This window comes from Streptomyces sp. BRA346 (genome assembly GCF_052851135.1).
In genome coordinates, this window is sequence record NZ_JAIWIH010000015.1 from 85,038 (window position 1) to 104,481 (window position 19,444).

The window sequence follows — 19,444 nt, forward strand, 5'->3', positions numbered from 1 at the left end:
GAGTGCTCACTCCGTATTCTTCGGGGCATGACCGAGACTTCTTCCACCCCGCCCCGGCGCCGTGCGCCCGCCATGGATCCTGATCAGCGCCGCAAGATGATCGTTGCCGCGGCGCTTCCCCTGGTTGTCGAATACGGCGCCGCCGTGACCACCGCGAAGATCGCCCGGGCTGCGGGCATCGGGGAGGGCACGATCTTCCGTGTCTTCCCCGACAAGGACACCCTGCTCGCCGCCTGCGTGGCCGAGGCCACGCGCCCCGACGACGCCGTCGCCCACCTGGAGGCGATCGACCTGGACCAGCCGCTTGACGCCCGGCTCACCGAGGCGGCCGAGGTGATGCGCGGGCACATGACCCGTATCGGCGCCGTCGTCGGGGCCCTCGCCGCGACCGGCCGACTGGAGCGCAGGCCGCCCGGTGAATCGGCCGAGGGCGGCGGGCTGCCGGACCGCGAAGCGGGGCTCGCCGCGCCGCGCGCGGCGCTGGCCGCGCTGCTGGAGCCGGACCGGGAGAGCCTGCGGCTCGCCCCCGAACGACTCGCGGACTCCTTCCAGTTGCTGCTCATGTTCGCCGGGCGGTCGGGCATGAACGACCCGCTGACCACCGACGAACTGGTGGACCTCTTCCTGCACGGCGCGCTCACCGGGCCGGGGGAGGGCCGGTGACCGCACCCGAGGGGTATGCGCAGCTCACCTCCCGCCGCCGGACCCTGATCACCCTGTCCCTGCTGGCGTGTGCGTTCCTGGCCATGCTCGACGGCACCGTGGTCGGTACCGCCCTGCCCCGCATCGTCGAGCAGATCGGCGGCAGCGACAGCTGGTACGTCTGGCTCGTCACCGCCTATCTGCTGACCTCCTCGATCAGCGTGCCCGTCTACGGCCGCTTCTCCGACCTGTACGGCCGCCGCCGACTGCTGCTGAGCGGACTCGCCCTGTTCCTGGCGGGCTCCCTCGCGTGCAGCCTCGCCGGTTCCATGGAAGCGCTGATCATCTGCCGCGCCGGGCAGGGGCTGGGCGCCGGGGCCCTGCTCACCCTCGGCATGGCCCTGATCCGCGACCTCAACCCGCCCTCCCGCACGGAGGGGTTGATCCGCATGCAGACGGTCATGGGCACGATGCTGGTGCTCGGCCTGGTCGGCGGCCCGATCGTCGGCGGTCTCCTGGCCGACCATGCGGGCTGGCGCTGGGCGTTCTGGCTCAACCTCCCCATCGGCCTGGCCGCCGCAACCGTCCTCGTCCTGGCCCTGCCGGACCGCCGCCCCGCCGAGGCGCCGTCCGGGCGGCTCGACGTCGCGGGGATCCTGCTCCTCACGGCCGGTCTCTCACTGACCCTGACCGGTCTCAGCCTGAAGGGCACCCCGGCGGGCGGGCGCACCCCGCCCTGGACGGAGCCCGCCGTCGTGGGGTGTCTGCTCGGCGGTCTGGCGCTGCTCGCCCTGCTCGTTCCGGTCGAGCGCCGCGCGTCCGTCCCCGTGCTGCCGCTCCGCCTCTTCCGGTACCGCACCTACAGCGCCCTGCTGACCGGCGGGTTCTTCTTCCAGGCCGCCGCCATGCCGATCGGCATCCTGCTGCCGCTCTACTTCCAGTACGTACGGGGCCACTCCGCGACCACCTCCGGGCTGCTGCTCCTGCCCCTGATGCTCGGCATGGCGCTGAGCAACCGGCTCACCGCCGCCGCGATCCTGCGCAGCGGCCACACCAAACCGGTGCTCCTGACCGGCGCCGGACTGCTCACCGCCGGGACCGCCTCGTTCTTCGCCCTAGGCGCGGCGACACCGACGCCACTGATCTGCGGATGGCTACTGATCGCCGGGCTCGGTACGGGGCCCGCGATGGGCGGTATCACCATCGCGACCCAGAACTCCGTACCCGCCGCCGACATGGGCACGGCGACCGCGGGCTCGGCCCTCGCCAAGCAGATCGGCGGCACCTTCGGGCTGGCCTGCGCACAGTCCCTGATGGGCCGTCACGGCGCGGCCGCGGCGAGCGCCCCGGCGATCGGCTCCACGGTCGCCTGGGGCGGGGCCGTCGCGGGAGTCCTCGCCCTCGCGGCGGTCTTCGCGATGCGCGACATCACCATCCCGACCCCGTCGGGGCGCGGTGGGGCTCTATCACCGTCACCCCGCCCTTCGCCGCCGACGGCAGCGCGGACAGGGCCTCGGGTACGGCGTCCAGACCTATGACGTCGGTGACCAGCCGGTCCGGCCGCAGCGTCCCGGCGTCGACCATCTCCATCATCGGCCCGTACGCGTGCGCGGCCATGCCGTGGCTGCCCAGCAGCTGGAGTTCGAGCGCGATGACCCGGTCCATCGGGAGCATCGGGTTTCCGGCGGCGGGCGGCAGCAGGCCGATCTGGACATGGCGGCCGTGGCGGCGGAGGCTGCCCACCGAGGCCGCGCAGGTACGGGGCGAGCCCAGCGCGTCCACGGAGACATGGGCGCCGCCGCCCGTCGCGTCCGCGACGGCCTCGGCCACCGAGCCCAGGGTGGAGGACGCGTCCACGCAGACCGCCGCGCCGATGCGGGACGCCAGGGCGAGCGCGCGGGCGGAGACGTCGACCGCGACGACCCGCGCCCCGCACGCCGCCGCGATCATGACGGCGGACAGCCCGACCCCGCCGCATCCGTGCACCGCGACCCATTCGCCCGGGGCGACCCGGCCCTGCGTCACCACCGCGCGGAAGGCGGTCGCGAAGCGGCAGCCGAGCGAGGCGGCGGTGGTGAACGGCAGCTCGTTGCGGATGCCGACGAGGTTCACGTCGGCGTTCTCGACCGCGACGTACTCGGCGAACGACCCCCAGTGGGTGAAGCCCGGCTGCGTCTGCCGCTCGCACACCTGCTGGGCGCCGTCCGCGCATGCGGCGCAACGCCCGCAGGCGCAGATGAAGGGCACCGTGACCCGCCGGCCGGGGCGCCAGTTCAGGACGTCGGGGCCGACCTCCTCGACCGTGCCCGCGAGTTCATGGCCGGGGACGTGCGGCAGCCGGATGTCCGGATCGTGGCCCATCCAGCCGTGCCAGTCGCTGCGGCACAGCCCGGTGGCCTCGACGCGGATGACCACGCCGCGCGGGGAGGGGGTGGGATCGTCGACGGTCCGTACCTCGGGCCTGCGCCCGAAGTCGTCGAACACCACAGCACGCATAACCCGCTCCCTCGCTCGCACTCCCGGTGGGGTCGCCCGAACCTACACCACGGCGCGCTAGCGCTTGTCGCGCTGTCCGTCGGCGAGTTGCCGGGACGTCTTCCCGGCGCCCGCCTGGCGCTGGGCTCGCTCGGCGAGGGTGGGGAAGAGGCCGCCGAGGGCGCTGCCGAAGCGCAGCTCCAGCGGGGCCACGTTCACCTCGGCCCGGTTCCGTTCGATCGCGCGGACGGTGGCGGCCGCCACCCGGCGCGTGGTGATGGTGCGCACCCCGGGGGGTGTGGAGGCGCCGGAGTCGGCGAACATCCCGGCGTCGCCGACGAACCCGGGCTGCACCAGCGTGACCCCGACGCCCGTGCCGTGCAGGTCCTGCCGCAGCCCGAGCGCGAAGCCGCGCAGCCCGAACTTGGCCGCGTTGTAGAGCGCGGCGCCAGGGGAGGCGGTACGGCCCGACAGCGAGCCGATCATCACCAGCTGCCCGGACCCCGCGGCCACCATCCGCGGTGCCATCAGCCGCGACAGCAGCAGCGGGGCACGCAGATTGACGTCGAGGGCGCGGTCGAGGTGATCGGTGTCGTAGCCGAGGACGTCACCGCTGGAGGGCAGCGCGGCGTTGGCTATGAGGATCCGGGTGTCGGCCGCCTCCGCCTCCTCGACGAGCCGCTCCACATCGGACCGTTCGGCCAGGTCGGCCACGATCGGAGTGGCGCCGAGCCGCTCGGCCAGCGGCCGCAGCACCTCCTCGCGGCGCCCGGTGAGCAGCAGCTTGGCGCCCTTGGCGGCGAGGGCCCGGGCGAGGGTCTGCCCGATGCCCCCGGTCGCTCCGGTGAGCAGGACGGTGGTGCCGCTGATCCGCATGCGTTCTCCTCCGGGGACGGTGGTGTGAGGGGGACGGTGGCCCATACCGCCGCCCCACGCCGAACCGTACCCGTCCGTCTTTTTGAAGCTCGGTTCGCCTCCGGGGCGCCTCAGCCGGTGTCGACGGTCGACGTGCTCGGTCGCTCGTTCCTCGCTCCCTGCGCGCGACTCCCTTTCGACACCGGCGCGCCCCTGCGGCTCGCCCCCAGCTACCGCTGGGAGGTGCCCCCAGCCGGTAGACCATCACGCGCCTCCGGGATCCATGCCGCTGACCCGGGCTATCGCCTCGACCTCGCGCCGGTCGTTCTCCTGCTGGCTGCCGAACTCGACGACCAACTGGAGCCCGTGCGGCCCCAGCAGACTGGTCAGCTTGGCCAGCTCCCGCCCGAGATCGGGGGTGAACAGATCCCGGTCGAGCGCGGTGAACGGTACGTCGATACCGGTGGGGCCGCCCGCGGACCGGCCCACGATGGCGTCGTTGATGCCGTGCAGGATGCGCAGCAGCAGATCGTACGACGCGGGGTCGAGGCGCGACTGAAGGTCGGCCAGGTGGAGTGCGAACTGCTTGGCGCGCTCCAGGAATTGCTCTTCGTCCATCCCACCATCGTGGCGAAAACCGTCGCCGAGCGCCCCGTGAACCGGGGATTCTGCGGTCCGGGCTAATGATCACGGGTGATTGTGCTGCCGAGCCCGTACACTCGGCGCGCGTTGTCCGCGCCGAGGAGCGCCGCCACCCGCCCGGCGTCGCCGCGCGACCACGCCCCCTCGCGCACCCACTGGTCCAGCAGCCCGGTCAGCGCCTCCCGGAACAGCCGCGCGCCCACCACGTACAGCTCGGGCAGCCCGTAGGCGTCGGTGGAGAACAGCACCTTGCCGAAGGGAGCCAGCTCCAGCATCTCGGCGAGCACCGCCCCGGCCCGCGCCCCGGTGTGGGTCAGGGACAGGCCCACGTCGGCGTAGACATGCGGGAAGACGGCGGCGAGGTAGGCCGCGCCGCGGTGGTACGGGTAGCCGTGCAGCAGGATCAGCGAACAGCCGGTGGGGCGTACCGCGCGGATGAAGTCGGTGAGCGCGAGCGGATCGCAGCGGTCCAGCCGCAGATCCGGATCGCCGAAGCCGGTGTGCAGCTGGAGCGGCAGCCCGGTGCGCGCCGCGGACCACAGCAGATGGCGCAGCAGCACGGGGTCGGTCACCCGGGCGGCGGGCGCGCCGCCCTCGGCGCGGTGGGCGAGCCAGCGCTCGGCCGCGGTGTGCACGGCGGCGGGGGCGGGCGGATCGGGCTCGAAGTGGAGGCCGTAGCGGTAGGCGGCCACCGATTTGAAGCCCGCGGCGGTACGGGCGGCCTCCCGGATCCCGTCGGCGAGCCCGGCCAGGAAGTCGTCGGCGCTGCGCGAGGTGTCGGCGGTCCGCTCCGCGAGGTGTTCCAGCCGGACGATCTCGTGCGCGGTGCCACCGGCGGCCGCGGCCAGCTCGTCCGGGGTGGTGAGATCGCCGGGGAGGCCGGTGTCGACGAGGAACTCGGTGATCCCGGCGGCGCTCAGCAGCCGCCGGTTGACCTCCCGTACCCCCAGCTCCCGCCGCCGGGCGAGATAGCGGGCGGGCGGACAGTGCGGTTCCAGGTCGAGCAGCGGCGGGCACCAGCGGCGCAGCGCGAAGCCCAGCTGGCTGTCGAAGAAGGTGGTGCCGAGCGCGGCGGGCGCGTCGGACTCGGTCAGGAACGCCTCGAAAGCGGCGGGGTCCAGTTCGCGGCGGGCCACCCCATGGCAGTGGTGGTCCACCAGCGGCGGCAGAGACAGCCCGGTCGGTGCCGTCCCCTCGGTGGAGCGCATCGTTCAGTACCGTCCCCGGGTCGCGGCCGCGATCTCCTGCGGGGTGGCCTTCTCGAACAGCGCCGCCTCGGCGCGGCGTACGGCGGCGATGGCCTCGAAGAGCGGATCGCCCAGCGCCTCGCGCAGCACCGCCGAGTCCTCGAAGTGCTCCAGCGCGGTGGGCAGCGAGGTGGGCAGCCGCCGCTCCCGGCCCGTCCCCGCCGGGTCGCCGGAGACCGGTGGTGGCAGGGTGAGCCCGGCGTCGAGCCCGGCGAGCCCGGCGGCGATGACCGTGCCCGTCACCAGGTAGGGGTTGGCGGCCGGGTCGAAGCACTTGACCTCGGCGTTGGCCCCGCCCAGGTCGTCCGGGGCGCCGGTGATGAAGCGCAGTGCGGCCTCGCGGTTCTCCAGACCCCAGCACTGGTAGGCCCCGGCCCAGCGGGAGGGTTCGAGCCGCAGATAGCTCGCCGGGGAGGGGGCGCCGATGGCGAGCAGGGCGGGCAGGGCGCGCAGCACTCCGGCGAGGAACGCCTCGCTGGTCGCGGTCATGCCGTGCGGTCCGTCCCCGTCCCGGCACAGGTTGCGCTCGCCCTGCCACAGACTCAGGTGCAGATGGCCGCCGTTGCCGACCGTGCCCGCCTCGGCGACCGGGCCGAACAGCGGGGTCAGCCCGTGCCGTGCCGACACCCCGCGAATCGTTTCGCGGACGAGGACGGCGAGATCGGCGGCGCCCACCGGGTCCGCGGGCGCCACGGACACCTCGAACTGCCCGGCCGCGTACTCCGGGTGCAGCTGAAGCACCTCCACGCCCTGGGTGTGCAGCGTGTCGAGCACGTCGGCGAGGTAGCCGGAGAGGTCGACCAGGCGCGCCATGCCGTAGGCCGGGCCCGTACCGGCGTAGTGCGGGCCGGGCGTGTCGCGCGCGGAGCGCGGCGCGCCGGAGCCGCCCGTGTCGCCGGTATCGCCCGTGCCGTCCGTGGTGACGACCCACTCCGTCTCGAAGCCCATGCGCAGCGCGATGCCCCGCCCGTGCGCCCGCTCGGCCATCCGGCGGGCGAACAGCCGCTGGCAGGCGGGGTGTTCCAGGCCGGACTGGGCGTAGCGGTCGGCCGGTGCCCAGGCCCAGCCGGGCTGGGCGGCCAGCGGGGTGAGCCGGTCGAGATCGGGGAAGAGCCGCAGATCGCCGTCGGGCCCGCCGATATGAGGGCTCGTCGTCATCGAGTCGTCCACGAGGTACACGTCGAAGACGGGGGACATGCCGACGCCACGCCGTGTGCTGTGGGCGAGCCGCCCGGTGGGCACGGATTTCACCCGGGTGAGTCCCGCGTTGTCCACCCAGGTCAGAGCGATGCCATGGATGCCCTGCGCGGTGAGCCGGTCGGCTTCCTGCCGCGCTCGTGCCTGTGCCTGTTCGCGATCGCCCGTCCCCATGGGCTACCTCCTCCGCCGCGGCCTGTATGCCGAGACTATTGCCTGTGGGGGGCATTATGGTGACGGATTGTCCCGATCGCATACGGGGTGTGACGGTGGGATATGCCTTCCCCATAACCGTCGCGAACGTCCCCGGCTGGTTTCGGCGGCCCAGGTGCTCGGTGATGCCGTCGAGGACGACACGCGCGGCGGCCGGCGGCCGAGCCCCGCCCTCCCGGCTGGTCCACCTCGGGGCGGCCAAGGTGGTGCTCACCCCCATGGGCAAGCGGGTCCGGGGCGCGGGGACGAGGGAGTTCGAGCGCGACCCCGACCGGTTCCGGCGGCGGCGCGTCGAGGCCATCGTCGCGGCCGCGCGCCCGTATCTGCGCCGTGCCTCCTGGGACGGCCTCCAGGAGGAGTGGGTGGGCCCGCGGCCCATGACCCCCGACGGGCTGCCGCTGATCGGCCCGGTGCCCGGCCACTCCCGGGTGCTGCTGGCGACCGGCCACAACATGCTCGGGCTGATGCTCGCCCCCGCCACCGGCCGGTTGGTGACCGGACTGCTGACGGGGGATGCGGATCCGGCCCTTTCCTCCGCGTTTGATCCGGTACGGTGCGCGCTCGACGCTATCCTTGGCGTGTACATGGCATCTTGGACTGAAAAGAGGGGACTCCCCATGATCAGACGCAGGACCGTACTCGCGAGCGCGCTCGGCATCGGCGGCGGCCTTCTGCTGCCGGGGACCGGGGTGGCGCATGCCGTGGCCCGGACGGGCCGGACGGACTGGTCGCGGGCGGTGGTGGACTCCACCCTCGCCCGCTACCCGGACCCGGCCTCGCTCGGCGGCTGGGGCTACACCCGGGGGCTGTTCCTGCTGGGGGCGTACCGCGTCTACCAGCGGGTGGGCGAGCCCTCGTACCTGGCGTACATCAAGCGCTGGGTGGACAGATTCGTGGATGCCGACGGCCATATGAGCCGCACCTTCGACAACCTCGACGCCATGCAGTCCGGCAACCTGCTGCTGATGCTCCACCGGGAGACCGGCGACGCGCGCTACCGGACGGCCGCCGACCAGATCCGCGCCCGCTTCGCCGACTATCCCCGCACCGCGGACGGCGGCATGTGGCACGCCACCGGCAAGACCAACGAACTGTGGGGCGACGGCGTCTTCATGGCCCAGCCGTTCCTGCTGCGGTACGGCATCGCGTACGGGGACAAGAGTTACGCGTACGACGAGGTCACCCGGAACCTCTCGGTGTACTTCCGTCACCTCAAGGCGTCGAACGGGCTGATCTACCACGCCTACGACGCGGACGGCGACGCCCCCTGGAACCCGGACGCCACCACCGGCACCTCCGCCCACTTCTGGGCCCGCGCCATCGGCTGGACCGCGATGACGCACATCGAGGTGCTGGAGATGCTGCCCGCCGGCCATCCGCGCCGCGCCGAACTCATCGCCAACGTACGGCACTTGGCCAAGGGGTTCCTGCGCTACCAGGACCGGGCGACCGGCCGCTGGTTCCAGGTCGTCGACAAGGCGAGCGAGCCGGGCAACTGGACCGAGACCTCGGCCTCCAGCATGTACACCCTGATGCTGCACGCCGCCCTGGGGCACGGCTGGATCCGGGGTGGCGACTACGCGGCGGCGGCACGCCGCGGCTACCGGGGCGTCCTGGACAAGGTGACGGTGGACGCGAACGGGCTGACCGACATCGCCGACATCAGCGAGGGCACCAACGTCGGTGACCTGGCCTACTACCTCGGCCGCCCGCGCAACACCAACGACCTCCATGGCCTGGGCGCCTTCCTGCTGATGAACGAGCGGCTGGCGTACTGACACGGGCGTACGGTCGCGCTCCGCGGGGAGCGCGACCGTACGCATGCGGCGCGTGCTACTTCAGCTCGACCTGGAACACCTTGTCCGCGCCGTCCGGCTCCCCGCCGTTGTTGTCGGCGTTCGTCGTGGACAGCCACAGCGTGTTCTTGCCGGGCACCGTCTCGACGGTGCGCAGCCGCCCGTACGAGCTGGTGTAGTACGCCTTCGGGGTGCCCGCGCTCGTCCCGTCGACCGGGATCCGCCACAGCCGCTCGCCCCGGAGCGCCGCCATGTAGAGGGCGCCGTCGGCGTAGGTGACCCCGCTGGGCGATGCCTCGCCGACGGACCACTGGCGCTTGGGGTTGGTCATCCCCGACGTGGAGCAGCTGCCCTCGCAGGTGGGCCAGCCGTAGTTCTTCCCCGCCTCGATGAGGTTGAGTTCGTCGTACTGGCTGTTGCCCAGCTCCGCCTCCCACAGCCTGCCCTGCGCGTCCCAGGTGAGGCCCTGCGGGTTGCGGTGGCCCAGGGAGTAGACGAGGGTGCCGAACGGGTTGCCGGGGGCGGCCTTGCCGTCGGTGGTCATCCGCAGGATCTTGCCGTTGAGCGAGTTCTTGTCCTGCGCGTTGCCGGATGTCTGTGCGTCCCCGGTGGTGGCGTACAGATAGCCGTCCGGGCCGAACTTGAGGCGACCGCCGTTGTGGTACTTGTTCTTCTTGATGCCGGTGACGATCGCCTTGTAGCCACTCAAGGCGGAACCGTCGTAGGTCATGCGGGCGATCCGGTTGCCGTCCGACGCCGTGTGCATGATGTAGACGTAGTGATCGGTGTTCCAGTTCGGGGAGACCGCGAGGCCCATCAGCCCGCCCTCGCCGCTGGTCGTCACCACATTGGGCACCGTGCCCACCTGGGTCCTGGTGCCCGACCGGGTGAGCTTGAAGAGTTTGAACGAGTCCCGCTCGCTGATCAGCGCCGAGCCGTCCGGCAACCAGCTCAGCCCCCAGGGGATCGACCAGCCGGACGAGACGGTCGTGATGGTCGAAGGGGCCGAACGGGCTGAATCGGCCGCGGCCGGGGCGGCGTTGCCGGTGCCCGCCTGGGTGAGCAGCAGCCCGGCGGTGAGCGCGGTGGTGGCGGCCGCGGCCACCAGGGTGTTCCGACAGCTCTTCATTGCGTGTCCTCCTACTGGAGCTTGTACGCCTTGAAGTTCCGGGTGAGCAGATACGTGGTCTGGAGGCCGCTGCTGTTCAGGCTCCGGTAGATGCCCCACTTGGGCCGCAGGTAGTTCTTGCCGCGCCACAGGTCCAGGCCGGTGCGCTTGTACGAGGCGACTTCCTTGCCGCCGCTGGTCACCGACCAGTCGGCGTACGCGCCCGAGTCGGCCGCCTTGACCTCGACCGACACATCGCTCCAGGCGCCCTGGAGCGGCGCCATGTTCGCGGCCCCGGCCTCGGTCAGGTTGTCGTCGTCGTCCGAGGTCCGGATTTCGACCTTCGGGCCGTTGTCGTGCTGGTGCAGCGACATGGTGAACAGCGGGGCGGCCACGTCCCCGACCTTGATCTGCATGATGTGGGTGAAGCTCGTCGTCGCGTCCAGCGTGTCCGGCACGTACATCTGGTACTGGATGCGCCAGGTCTCGTTCTTGAGGATCTTGACGGCGGAGCCGTCCTGCTTCATGCCCCGGACCTCGTTGCGCTGGCGGTCGGTGCTGGTGTCGACGTCCTTGGGGTAGTGCATATCCGTCCGGAAACCGCCCTGGGAGGGGTAGATGTGGGTGGTTCCGGGGTGGGAGTCGGCGCGATCGTCCTCGGCGCCCTCGAAGGCGCTGGCGACACTGGCTCCGGCCGCCGGGTTCCACTTGAGGCTCCAGGACGCGGCCGGTGCCTGCGGTGAGCGCTCCGTGCCGTAGGCGACCGCGGCGGGAACGATCAGCGCGGCGGTGGCCGCGAGGGTGAGGGCGGTGCGCGGTAAGAGCGGTGGGCGCTCCATCAAGGATTCTCCCCTCTGATCCTTGTTCACATGGGGGGACTTGTGAAGGTAGGAGGTGTGCCCTCATGAGTCAAGGAATGGTGTGGACCAGGAAAGCGATCGCCGCAGGTTCTCGCCGCCTGAACCCCTCAACTACCTGCGCATTCCGCTTGTTTCGCTGAATCATGCACCGCATGTCCCCGGCAAGAGATCGGAGGATTTTGACTGCACGCTTATTGACCGGACACCGACAGGTAGTGACGCTGCATCAGGAACGCCATCCCGTCGCACCCCACCCGCGCCCCCGAGAAGGAGCCGCTCATGGGCCGCAGTTCGCGCCGCTTAGGCGCCTGGCTGGCCGCCGTCCTGCTGGCCATCGCCACGCTCGCCCTGGCCGGTCCGGTCCCCGCCCGGGCCGAGGTGGTCAACCCCCGGCAGCAGTGGTTGCGAGACTCCCAGGCGGGCCTCTTCCTGCACTGGGGCATGCGCACCTCGCCCGGCTACACCAGCTGCGCCGCCTGGGAGAAGGCGGTGACCGACGGCGGCTGGAGTGCCCGCTACTGGGTGGACGAGGCCAAGAAGCTGCACGCCAAGTACCTCGTCCTCGCCTCCTTCCACAGCCGGTTGGGATACGCGCGCGCCTGGCCCTCCGCCATCCCGGGCAGTTGCTCCACCCAGCGGGACTTCCTGGGCGAGCTGGTCGACGCGGCGGGCAAGCAGGGACTGAAGGTCATGCTCTACATGACCGACGATCCGAAGTGGCACGACGAGGGCGGCCATGAATGGCTCGACTCGGCGGCGTACTCCGCCTCCAAGGGCCGTGACGTCGACCTGACCACGCGCGACGGATTCGGTGAGTACTCGTACGACAACTTCGTCGAAGTGATGAAGAAGTACCCGAAGCTTGCGGGTTTCTGGATCGACAACGACAACGACTACTGGCTCGACCACGCCCTCTACGAGAAGATCCGCGCCGACCGCCCGTCCTGGCTGCTGAGCAACAACAACGAAGACACGCCGATCATGGACACGGTCAGCAATGAGCAGAAGACCGGCATGACCCCGGCGTACGACTATCCGCAGGCCATCTGGACCCCGCAGCCGCGGCTCACCGAGGCCTGCTTCAAGCTGCCCAGCAGCGGCGCCTGGTGGTACGGCGGCACCGACCCGGCGGTGGACACCGGGCTCACCCTGGGCCGGTTGATCAGCAACTCCGGATCCTCCGTGAAGTCGCTCATGGCCGAAACCGCCCAGGTGAACGGGAAGTTCCCCAGCAAACAGGAAGCTTTCAACAACGTCGCGAAGACCTATCTCGACACGATCTGGGGCTCGCTGAACGGCACCGAGGGCGGTGGCTACGCATACGGCGGGCTCCAGCCCGGCTCCTGGAACGACGGCGCCCGCGGGGTGACCACGGTCAGCAGGACCGACCCCGACCAGCACTACGTCCACGTCCTGACCAAGCCGTCCGGCTCCACGCTGACCGTACGGGACAACGGCTACCGGGTGTCCGGCGTCACCGACTTCCGTACCGGAAGGAAACTGGCCTTCAGCCAGGGCGGGGGAAAGCTCACCATCTCCGGCATCACCGGCTGGGATCCGTACGACACCGTCCTGAGCGTCCGGACCGACGGCAGGCAGGGGCTGATTCCGGCCGGCTCCATGACCGCGAGCGCCGGCGCCTCGGCGAGCGGCCACCCGGCCTCCGCCGTCCTCGACGGCGATCCGCAGACCTACTGGGACAACAACACCACGCTGCCCGTCACGGTCACCTTCGATCTGCGCTCGGCCAGAAGCGTCCGGTACCTGGCCGTCAACCAGCGGGAGTGGTCGGTCTCCTACGCCCGGTCCGACACCGAACAGTCCGCCCGGATCCGTGACTACCAGGTGCAGGTCTCCAGCGACGGCACCACCTGGGGCAGCCCGGTCAAGGCCGGAACCCTTCCCAGCGCCCGCGGGGTGCAGTTCATCGACCTCCCCGCGGCCACCAAGCGCTACGTCCGACTGACCGTCAACAGCACCTGGACCGCGGCCACCGACACCAAGCGCTATCGGAAGCTGCTGATCGACGAGGTGCGCATCGGATCCGGTTACCCGAAGGGCGACTCATGACGCGATCGATGCGCATACGGTTCGCCGCCATCACGGCGGCCGGAGCCTGCCTGCTCGCCGCGCCTCCCCTGACCGCCACCGCACAGCCCGGCACCGCCGACCGTACGTACGACGTGCGCGACTACGGGGCCACGGGCGACGGCACGACCCTGGACGACGACGCCATCGACCGGGCGATCGAGGCGGCGGCCGCCGCTCCCGGCCGCGGCACCGTGCTGTTCCCGCCCGGCACCTACAAGTCCCGCACCCTCCACCTCAAGAGCGACATCACGCTGCACCTCGCCAAGGGCGCGACGCTGCTCGCCGCACCCGGTGGCATGGACGAGGCCGAGCCCAACCCGTGGGAGGCCTACCAGGACTTCGGCCACAGCCACTTCCGCAACGCGCTGCTGACCGGCGAGAACATCCACCACCTCGCCATCACCGGCTCCGGCACCCTCGACGGCGAGGGACTGGGCACCAGCAACACCCTGGAACGCGGCGTCGGCGACAAGATCCTCTCCCTGAAGCGCTGCGCCGACCTGGACATCAAGGACGTCACCTTCACCCGGGGCGGCCACTTCGCGCTGCTGCTCAACGGCTGCGACGGGGTACGGATGACCCGCACCAAGGTGCTCACCAGCACCGACCGGGACGCCGTCAACCTCATCAACAGCCGCCATGTCGACATCGGCCACTCCCGCATCGAGGGCCGGGACGACGGCGTCGTCCTCAAGAGCGACTACGCGCTCGGCCGGACCTACACCAGCCATGACATCCGGGTCCACGACTCCGACGTGCTGTCCACCGAGAACAACGCCCTCCAGTTCGGCTCGGAGACCTGCGGCGACTTCCGCGACATCCGCTTCGACCGGCTCCGGATCGGCGGCGGGGGCAAGGCCGCCATCGGCATCGTCTCCATGGACGGCTCCGACATCAGCGACGTCCGCTACTCGGACATCACCATGACCAAGGGCGCCACCCCCGTCTTCATCAAGATCGGTGACCGCAAGCGCTGCCCGGACGCCCCGGCCGCCGGCCGGATCCACGACATCCGCTTCCAGAACGTCACCGGCACCGGGCTGACCCACCCGGTCACCGGCGTCGACTACACCAGCACCATCACCGGAGCGCCCGGCGCGGACGTCACGGACATCACCTTCGACCGGGTGCGGCTGACCGTGCCCGGCGGCCACCCCGCCTCCGACGCGGAGCTCGTCCCCGGCGAATACCTCACCGACTACGTCCCCAAGACCTATGGGGTACGCCCCTCCTACGGCTGGTGGATCCGGCACGCCAAGGACATCACCTTCACCAACAGCGCCGTCACGACCGACACCAACGACGACCGGCCCGCGTTCATCGCCGACGACGGGGTAGGCATCACCCTCGACCGGGTCACGGCGCAGCGCGGCACCGCCAGCCCGTACGACGTGGGCTTCAGCGGCGTCACCGGCCCCGTGGTCCGGCACAGCACCACCACCGACGGCGAGGCGCTGCGGATCAGGACCACCGGCTGACGCCCGCCGAGACACCCTCTGGCACAACCCCACACCGGAAACCGGAAGGCAGGTCAATGCCATGAACGAAACCGTGCGGCAGACGGCTCCCGAGGCGGTGGACCACACCCGGACCCCCGCGCCGGAAACAGCCTGGCAGACCCCCGACTACGTGGTCGTCGAGACCGCGCTGGAGGTCACCGCGTACTCACTCAACGCCCGCTGACGGCAGCCGCCATGCGCGTGCGTGTGCTCGGCACCGCGGCGGGCGGCGGCGTGCCCCAGTGGAACTGCGCGTGCCCCGGATGCTCCGGGGCACGCGCCCACCCGGAGCGGCGCCGCCGCCACGCCTCGCTCGCCGTACGGGCCGCCGAAGGCCGCTGGTACCTCGTCAACGCCACCCCCGACCTCGGCGACCAGGTCGAGGGCTGCCCGGAACTGCACCCCGGACCCGAACCGCGCCACACCCCGCTGGCCGGGGTGATCCTCACCGACGCCGAACTCGACCACACCCTCGGCATCGCCCGGCTGCGCGAGGGGGACGGCGTGGAACTGCACACCACCGCCGCGGTGCGCCGGGCCCTGCTGACCGGGCTCCACCTCGGCGAGGTGCTCGCCCCCTACACCCGGCTCGACTGGCACGAGCTGCCGACCGAGGCCGCACGACCGGTCGCCCCCGATGCTTCCTTCGCCATCGCCGCCGTTCCCGTCTCCGCCAAACGCCCCCGCTACGCCGCCGAGTCGGGCGGCCCCGACGAGGACGCCTGGGTCGTCGCCCTGCACCTGAGGGACCTGGCCACCGGCCGCTCCCTCCTCTACGCCCCCGCCCTCGCCGCCTGGCCCGACGCCTTCCAGCGGGCCGCCGAGGAGGCCGACTGCGTCATCGTCGACGGCACTTTCTGGGCCGACGACGAGCCCCTGCGCAGCGGCTTCGGCTCCCGCACCGCCACCGCCATGGGCCATCTGCCGATCGACGGACCCGGCGGCACGGCACCGCGGCTCGCCGCACTCGGCGCCCGCACCCTGTACACCCACCTCAACAACACCAACCCCCTCAACGACCCGGCCGCGCCCCAGCACGCGGTGCTCGCCAAACGGGGCATCGAGGTGGCCGCCGACGGGATGGTGATCGAGTTATGACCCGGAGCCTCGAAGAGCGGCTGCGCGCCGTCGCCCAGGAGCGCTACCACGACCGGCACCCCTTCAACCTCCGCATGCACGCGGGCGAACTCACCCCCGCCGAACTGCGCCGCTGGATCCTCAACCGCTTCCACTACCAGCGCCACATCCCCGTCAAGGACGCGCTCATCACCGCCAAGCTGGACACCCCGCGGCTGCGCCGGATGTGGCTGCGCCGCATCCGGGACCACGACGGCGCCGCCGACGGCGAGGGCGGCATCGAGCGGTGGCTGCGGCTCGGCGAGGCCGCGGGCATCGGCCGGGAACGGCTGCTGACCGGCGCCGACGTGCTGCCGGGCGTGCGGCTCGCGGTCGACGGCTACGTCAACTTCTGCCGTCTGGGCACCCCGCTGGAGGCCGTCGCCGCCTCGCTGACCGAACTGTCCGCCCCCGGCATCATGCGCACCCGCATCGAGGCGTTCGAACACCACTACCCGTGGATCGAGCGCGAAGGACTCCGCTACTTCCGGGACCGGGTGAGCCAGGGCAGCCGGGACAGCGCCGAGGCCCTCGACCTCGTGCTGACCTGGGCCTGCACCCCCGAGGACGAGGAGCGGGCGGTCGCCGCGCTGACCTTCAAATGCGAGGTGCTGTGGTCCCTGCTGGACGCCGTGGACCATGCCGACACCAAGGACGCGGCGGGGGAGGGGGCATGACGGCCCCGGCCGCCTGGCGGCCGGCCCTGGCCCCCGCGGTGCACCTGCGCCACGACCGGGTGCGCGAGGTGGACCTGCTGGTGATGCCCGAGCGCGTGGTGGTCCTGCGCGGCACCGCCGGAACCGTGCTGCGGCTGTGCGACGGCGACCGCGACCTCGACACCATCGTGGCCGAACTCGCCGCACGCTTCCCCGGCGCCCCCGTGGCCACCGAGGTCCCGGCGTTCCTGGACCGGATGCACGAGGAGGGCTGGATACGGTGACCGCTCACCCTCAAGGACACGCCCAGGGGCACCCCCAAGGGACCGCCCACCCCCGCCCGTGGGCGCTGCTCGCCGAGCTGACCCACGGCTGCCCGCTGCACTGCCCCTACTGCTCCAATCCCCTCCAACTGGTGCGCCGCTCCCACGAGCTGACCGGCGAGGAGTGGGAGCGGGTGCTGCGCCAGGCGGCGGAGCTGGGCGTCGTCCACACCCATCTGTCCGGCGGCGAACCGCTGCTGCGCCGCGACCTGGAGGCGATCGTCGCCGCGGCCGCGTCCGCCGGGCTCTACACCCAGCTGGTCACCAGCGGAGTGGGTCTTGACGAGGCCCGGCTGACGGCGCTGACCGGGGCCGGGCTGCACAGTGTCCAGCTCTCCGTCCAGCATGCCGATCCCGGGGCCTCCGACCGGATCGCCGGACACCGCTCGTTCGCCGCCAAGGAGCGGGCCGCCGCCCTGGTGCGGGAGGCGGGCCTGCCGCTGGGCGTCAACGTCGTCCTGCACCGCGACAACCTCGACGCGCTGGACCCACTGATCGAACTGGCAGTGGCCTGGGGCGCCGACCGCATCGAACTCGCCAACACCCAGTTCTACGGCTGGGCCCTGCGCAACCGCGCCGCCCTGCTGCCCACCCGCGAGCAGCTCGCCCGGGCCCGGGAGGGCGTCGCGCGATGGCGTGAGAAGCTCGGCGGCCGCACCGAGCTGGTGTGGGTCCTCCCGGACTACTTCGAGGGCGTCGCCAAGCCCTGCATGGGCGGCTGGGGCGCGGTCTCGCTCACCGTCGCTCCCGACGGCACCGTGCTGCCCTGTCCCGCCGCGGCCGCCCTGCCCGGCCTCGACCCGCCGAACGTCCGCGACCACGCGCTGGAGTGGATCTGGGACCACTCCGCCGCCTTCAACCGCTACCGCGGCGAGGAATGGATGGCCGAACCGTGTCGTAGCTGCTCCCACCGCGCCGAGGACTTCGGCGGCTGCCGCTGCCAGGCGTACGCGCTCACCGGGGACGCCGCCCGCACCGACCCGGCCTGCGCCCTCTCGCCCGATCATGGCCTGATCCGTTCGCTCGCCGACCCCGCTCCGGCCGCGGAGCCGCCGCCTCCGGGCTATACGTACCGCGGGTACGGAAGGGGGTGAGACCGCCCGGGTTTGGCGCAACCGTCCCCGCTTCCGTACAGTTCGGCCGTTAACCAGGGAGAACAGAACCAGAAAGCGGCAGCGGCGATGACGGTGACTGACGACGGCCGGGCCCAGCAGACGGATGCCGGGCAGCCGGGGGCTGCGTACCCGGGGGCCGAGGCGCCCGGTATCGACGAGCCCGGCACCGACGAGCCCGGTATCGACCCCGAGCGCCTGGCGACCTGCCTGAGCGTCCTGGAGGAGCTGGACCGGCTGCCCATCGACCACCCCGACGCCATCACGGTGCGCCGGGCCACCGCCGGCATCTACCGGACCGTGAAGCAGCGCAGGCGCTCGGAGCGGCGGGCCGCCAAGACCGCCAACGACAAGGCGGTGACCGAGGCCACCGCGACCGGCGCCGCCGACCGCATCGACGACGAGACGCTGGGCCGGGCCCTCAGCAGTTCGGTCACCACCGAGATCGCGGGCATCCTGGAGCGCCCGCGCTCCTGCTACGTGTGCAAGACCCGGTACGTCGAGGTCGACGCGTTCTACCACCAGCTCTGCCGCGGCTGCGCCGCCGAGAACCGGGCCCGCCGGGACGCCCGCACCGACCTCACCGGCCGCCGGGCGCTGCTCACCGGCGGCCGCGCCAAGATCGGCATGTACATCGCGCTGCGGCTGCTGCGCGACGGCGCCCACACCACCGTCACCACCCGCTTCCCCAACGACGCGATCCGCCGCTTCACGACGATGCCGGACAGCGCCGAGTGGCTCCACCGGCTGAAGATCGTCGGCATCGATCTGCGCGACCCCGCCCAGGTCATCGCGCTGGCCGACGAGGTGAGCGCCGCCGGGCCGCTGGACATCCTGATCAACAACGCCGCGCAGACCGTGCGCCGCACCCCGCAGGCGTACGCGGAGCTGATAGCGGGCGAGTCGGCGCCGCTGCCCGCCGGGGAGCTGCCCGAGGCCGTCGTCCTCGGCGCCTTCGGCAGCGGCTCCCAGACCGCGCTGCCCGGGCCGCGCCGGGAGCGGGACGGCGCGCTGACCCCCCAGGACCTCACCGCCCTCGCCCTTAACCGCGGCTCCGCCTCGCCCGCCCGGATCGAGGCGGGCACCGCGATCGACGCGGGCGGGCTCGTCCCGGACCTGGACCCCACCAACACCTGGATCCAGCGGGTCCACGAGGTGGACCCGGTCGAGATGCTGGAGGTGCAGCTGTGCAACGAGACGGCGCCCTTCATCCTGGTCAGCAGGCTGCGCCCGGCGATGGCCGCCGCGCCCGCCCGGCGGAAGTACGTGGTCAACGTCTCCGCCATGGAGGGCAAGTTCGGCCGCGGCTACAAGGGCGCGGGCCATCCGCACACCAACATGGCCAAGGCCTCGCTCAACATGCTCACCCGCACCAGCGCCCGTGAGATGTTCGAGTCCGACGCCATCCTCATGACCAGCGTCGACACCGGGTGGATCACCGACGAGCGCCCGCACCCGGACAAGATGCGGCTGGCGGCCGACGGCTTCCACGCCCCGCTCGACCTGGTGGACGGCGCGGCCCGGGTCTACGACCCGATCGTCCGCGGCGAGCAGGGCGAGGACCTGTTCGGCTGCTTCCTCAAGGACTACGCGCCGACCACCTGGTAGGAGC

Annotated in this window: 18 protein-coding genes; 11 read left to right on the forward strand and 7 right to left on the reverse strand. The window is 71.9% G+C overall.

The features are described from left to right. The first annotated feature begins 27 nt into the window (after nt 1-27). A complete protein-coding gene (locus tag LCH29_RS19675; RefSeq protein WP_446463035.1) occupies nt 28-663 on the forward strand; it encodes a TetR/AcrR family transcriptional regulator in 636 nt (211 codons plus the stop codon). Further along, nucleotides 660-2,180, forward strand: coding sequence for an MFS transporter (locus LCH29_RS19680; protein WP_446463036.1), 1,521 nt, complete (start codon nt 660-662; stop codon nt 2,178-2,180). The genes LCH29_RS19675 and LCH29_RS19680 overlap by 4 nt, the downstream gene beginning before the upstream one ends. On the opposite strand, the gene LCH29_RS19685 is transcribed toward LCH29_RS19680, so the two are convergent. The 5 genes from LCH29_RS19685 to LCH29_RS19705 all read right to left on the reverse strand — a co-directional run bounded on the left by LCH29_RS19685 (nt 2,071) and on the right by LCH29_RS19705 (nt 7,232). After that, entirely contained in the window at nt 2,071-3,138 is a 1,068-nt protein-coding gene (locus LCH29_RS19685; protein WP_446463037.1) for a zinc-dependent alcohol dehydrogenase family protein, read from the reverse strand. The genes LCH29_RS19680 and LCH29_RS19685 overlap by 110 nt on opposite strands. Before the next feature lie 57 nt (nt 3,139-3,195). Continuing rightward, nucleotides 3,196-3,993 carry an SDR family NAD(P)-dependent oxidoreductase gene (locus LCH29_RS19690; RefSeq protein ID WP_446463038.1) on the reverse strand — a complete coding sequence of 266 codons (798 nt, stop codon included), beginning with the start codon at nt 3,991-3,993 and terminating at the stop codon, nt 3,196-3,198. A gap of 243 nt (nt 3,994-4,236) precedes the next feature. After that, on the reverse strand, nt 4,237-4,590 hold the full coding sequence (locus LCH29_RS19695) for a hypothetical protein (RefSeq protein WP_446463039.1): 354 nt from the start codon (nt 4,588-4,590) through the stop codon (nt 4,237-4,239). Nucleotides 4,591-4,652: 62 nt separating this feature from the next. Next, nucleotides 4,653-5,822, reverse strand: coding sequence for an amidohydrolase family protein (locus LCH29_RS19700; protein ID WP_446463040.1), 1,170 nt, complete (start codon nt 5,820-5,822; stop codon nt 4,653-4,655). Between the two features lie 3 nt (nt 5,823-5,825). Continuing rightward, entirely contained in the window at nt 5,826-7,232 is a 1,407-nt protein-coding gene (locus tag LCH29_RS19705; protein ID WP_446463041.1) for a glutamine synthetase, read from the reverse strand. A gap of 164 nt (nt 7,233-7,396) precedes the next feature. On the opposite strand from LCH29_RS19705, the gene LCH29_RS19710 reads away from it, so the two are divergent. Then, nucleotides 7,397-9,049, forward strand: coding sequence for an FAD-dependent oxidoreductase (locus LCH29_RS19710; RefSeq protein WP_446463042.1), 1,653 nt, complete (start codon nt 7,397-7,399; stop codon nt 9,047-9,049). Between the two features lie 55 nt (nt 9,050-9,104). Here LCH29_RS19710 and LCH29_RS19715 read toward each other — a convergent pair whose 3' ends face one another. Together LCH29_RS19715 and LCH29_RS19720 are read right to left on the reverse strand one after the other, a co-directional pair. Beyond that, nucleotides 9,105-10,196, reverse strand: coding sequence for a PQQ-dependent sugar dehydrogenase (locus LCH29_RS19715; protein ID WP_446463043.1), 1,092 nt, complete (start codon nt 10,194-10,196; stop codon nt 9,105-9,107). Nucleotides 10,197-10,207: 11 nt separating this feature from the next. Further along, a complete protein-coding gene (locus tag LCH29_RS19720; RefSeq protein ID WP_446463044.1) occupies nt 10,208-11,014 on the reverse strand; it encodes a hypothetical protein in 807 nt (268 codons plus the stop codon). A gap of 300 nt (nt 11,015-11,314) precedes the next feature. On the opposite strand from LCH29_RS19720, the gene LCH29_RS19725 reads away from it, so the two are divergent. The 8 genes from LCH29_RS19725 to LCH29_RS19760 all read left to right on the forward strand — a co-directional run bounded on the left by LCH29_RS19725 (nt 11,315) and on the right by LCH29_RS19760 (nt 19,440). After that, the gene (locus tag LCH29_RS19725) at nt 11,315-13,105 is read left to right on the forward strand and encodes a discoidin domain-containing protein (RefSeq protein WP_446463045.1); all 1,791 of its coding nucleotides are present in this window, start codon (nt 11,315-11,317) and stop codon (nt 13,103-13,105) included. Continuing rightward, the gene (locus tag LCH29_RS19730) at nt 13,102-14,604 is read left to right on the forward strand and encodes a glycoside hydrolase family 28 protein (RefSeq protein WP_446463046.1); all 1,503 of its coding nucleotides are present in this window, start codon (nt 13,102-13,104) and stop codon (nt 14,602-14,604) included. The genes LCH29_RS19725 and LCH29_RS19730 overlap by 4 nt, the downstream gene beginning before the upstream one ends. A gap of 61 nt (nt 14,605-14,665) precedes the next feature. Further along, the gene (pqqA, locus tag LCH29_RS19735; protein WP_009712687.1) at nt 14,666-14,809 is read left to right on the forward strand and encodes a pyrroloquinoline quinone precursor peptide PqqA; all 144 of its coding nucleotides are present in this window, start codon (nt 14,666-14,668) and stop codon (nt 14,807-14,809) included. Between the two features lie 11 nt (nt 14,810-14,820). Next, nucleotides 14,821-15,723, forward strand: a complete 903-nt coding sequence (gene pqqB, locus LCH29_RS19740; RefSeq protein ID WP_446463047.1) for a pyrroloquinoline quinone biosynthesis protein PqqB — start codon at nt 14,821-14,823, stop codon at nt 15,721-15,723. After that, nucleotides 15,720-16,418: a pyrroloquinoline-quinone synthase PqqC gene (pqqC, locus tag LCH29_RS19745; RefSeq protein WP_446463048.1), complete on the forward strand. Its 699-nt coding sequence runs from the start codon at nt 15,720-15,722 to the stop codon at nt 16,416-16,418. The genes pqqB and pqqC overlap by 4 nt, the downstream gene beginning before the upstream one ends. Then, nucleotides 16,415-16,681, forward strand: a complete 267-nt coding sequence (gene pqqD / locus LCH29_RS19750; protein WP_446463049.1) for a pyrroloquinoline quinone biosynthesis peptide chaperone PqqD — start codon at nt 16,415-16,417, stop codon at nt 16,679-16,681. The genes pqqC and pqqD overlap by 4 nt, the downstream gene beginning before the upstream one ends. Next, nucleotides 16,678-17,814, forward strand: a complete 1,137-nt coding sequence (gene pqqE, locus LCH29_RS19755; protein ID WP_446463050.1) for a pyrroloquinoline quinone biosynthesis protein PqqE — start codon at nt 16,678-16,680, stop codon at nt 17,812-17,814. The genes pqqD and pqqE overlap by 4 nt, the downstream gene beginning before the upstream one ends. 87 nt (nt 17,815-17,901) lie before the next feature. Continuing rightward, complete coding sequence (locus tag LCH29_RS19760) at nt 17,902-19,440, forward strand: SDR family NAD(P)-dependent oxidoreductase (RefSeq protein WP_446463051.1); 1,539 nt, start codon at nt 17,902-17,904, stop codon at nt 19,438-19,440. Nucleotides 19,441-19,444: the final 4 nt, after the last annotated feature.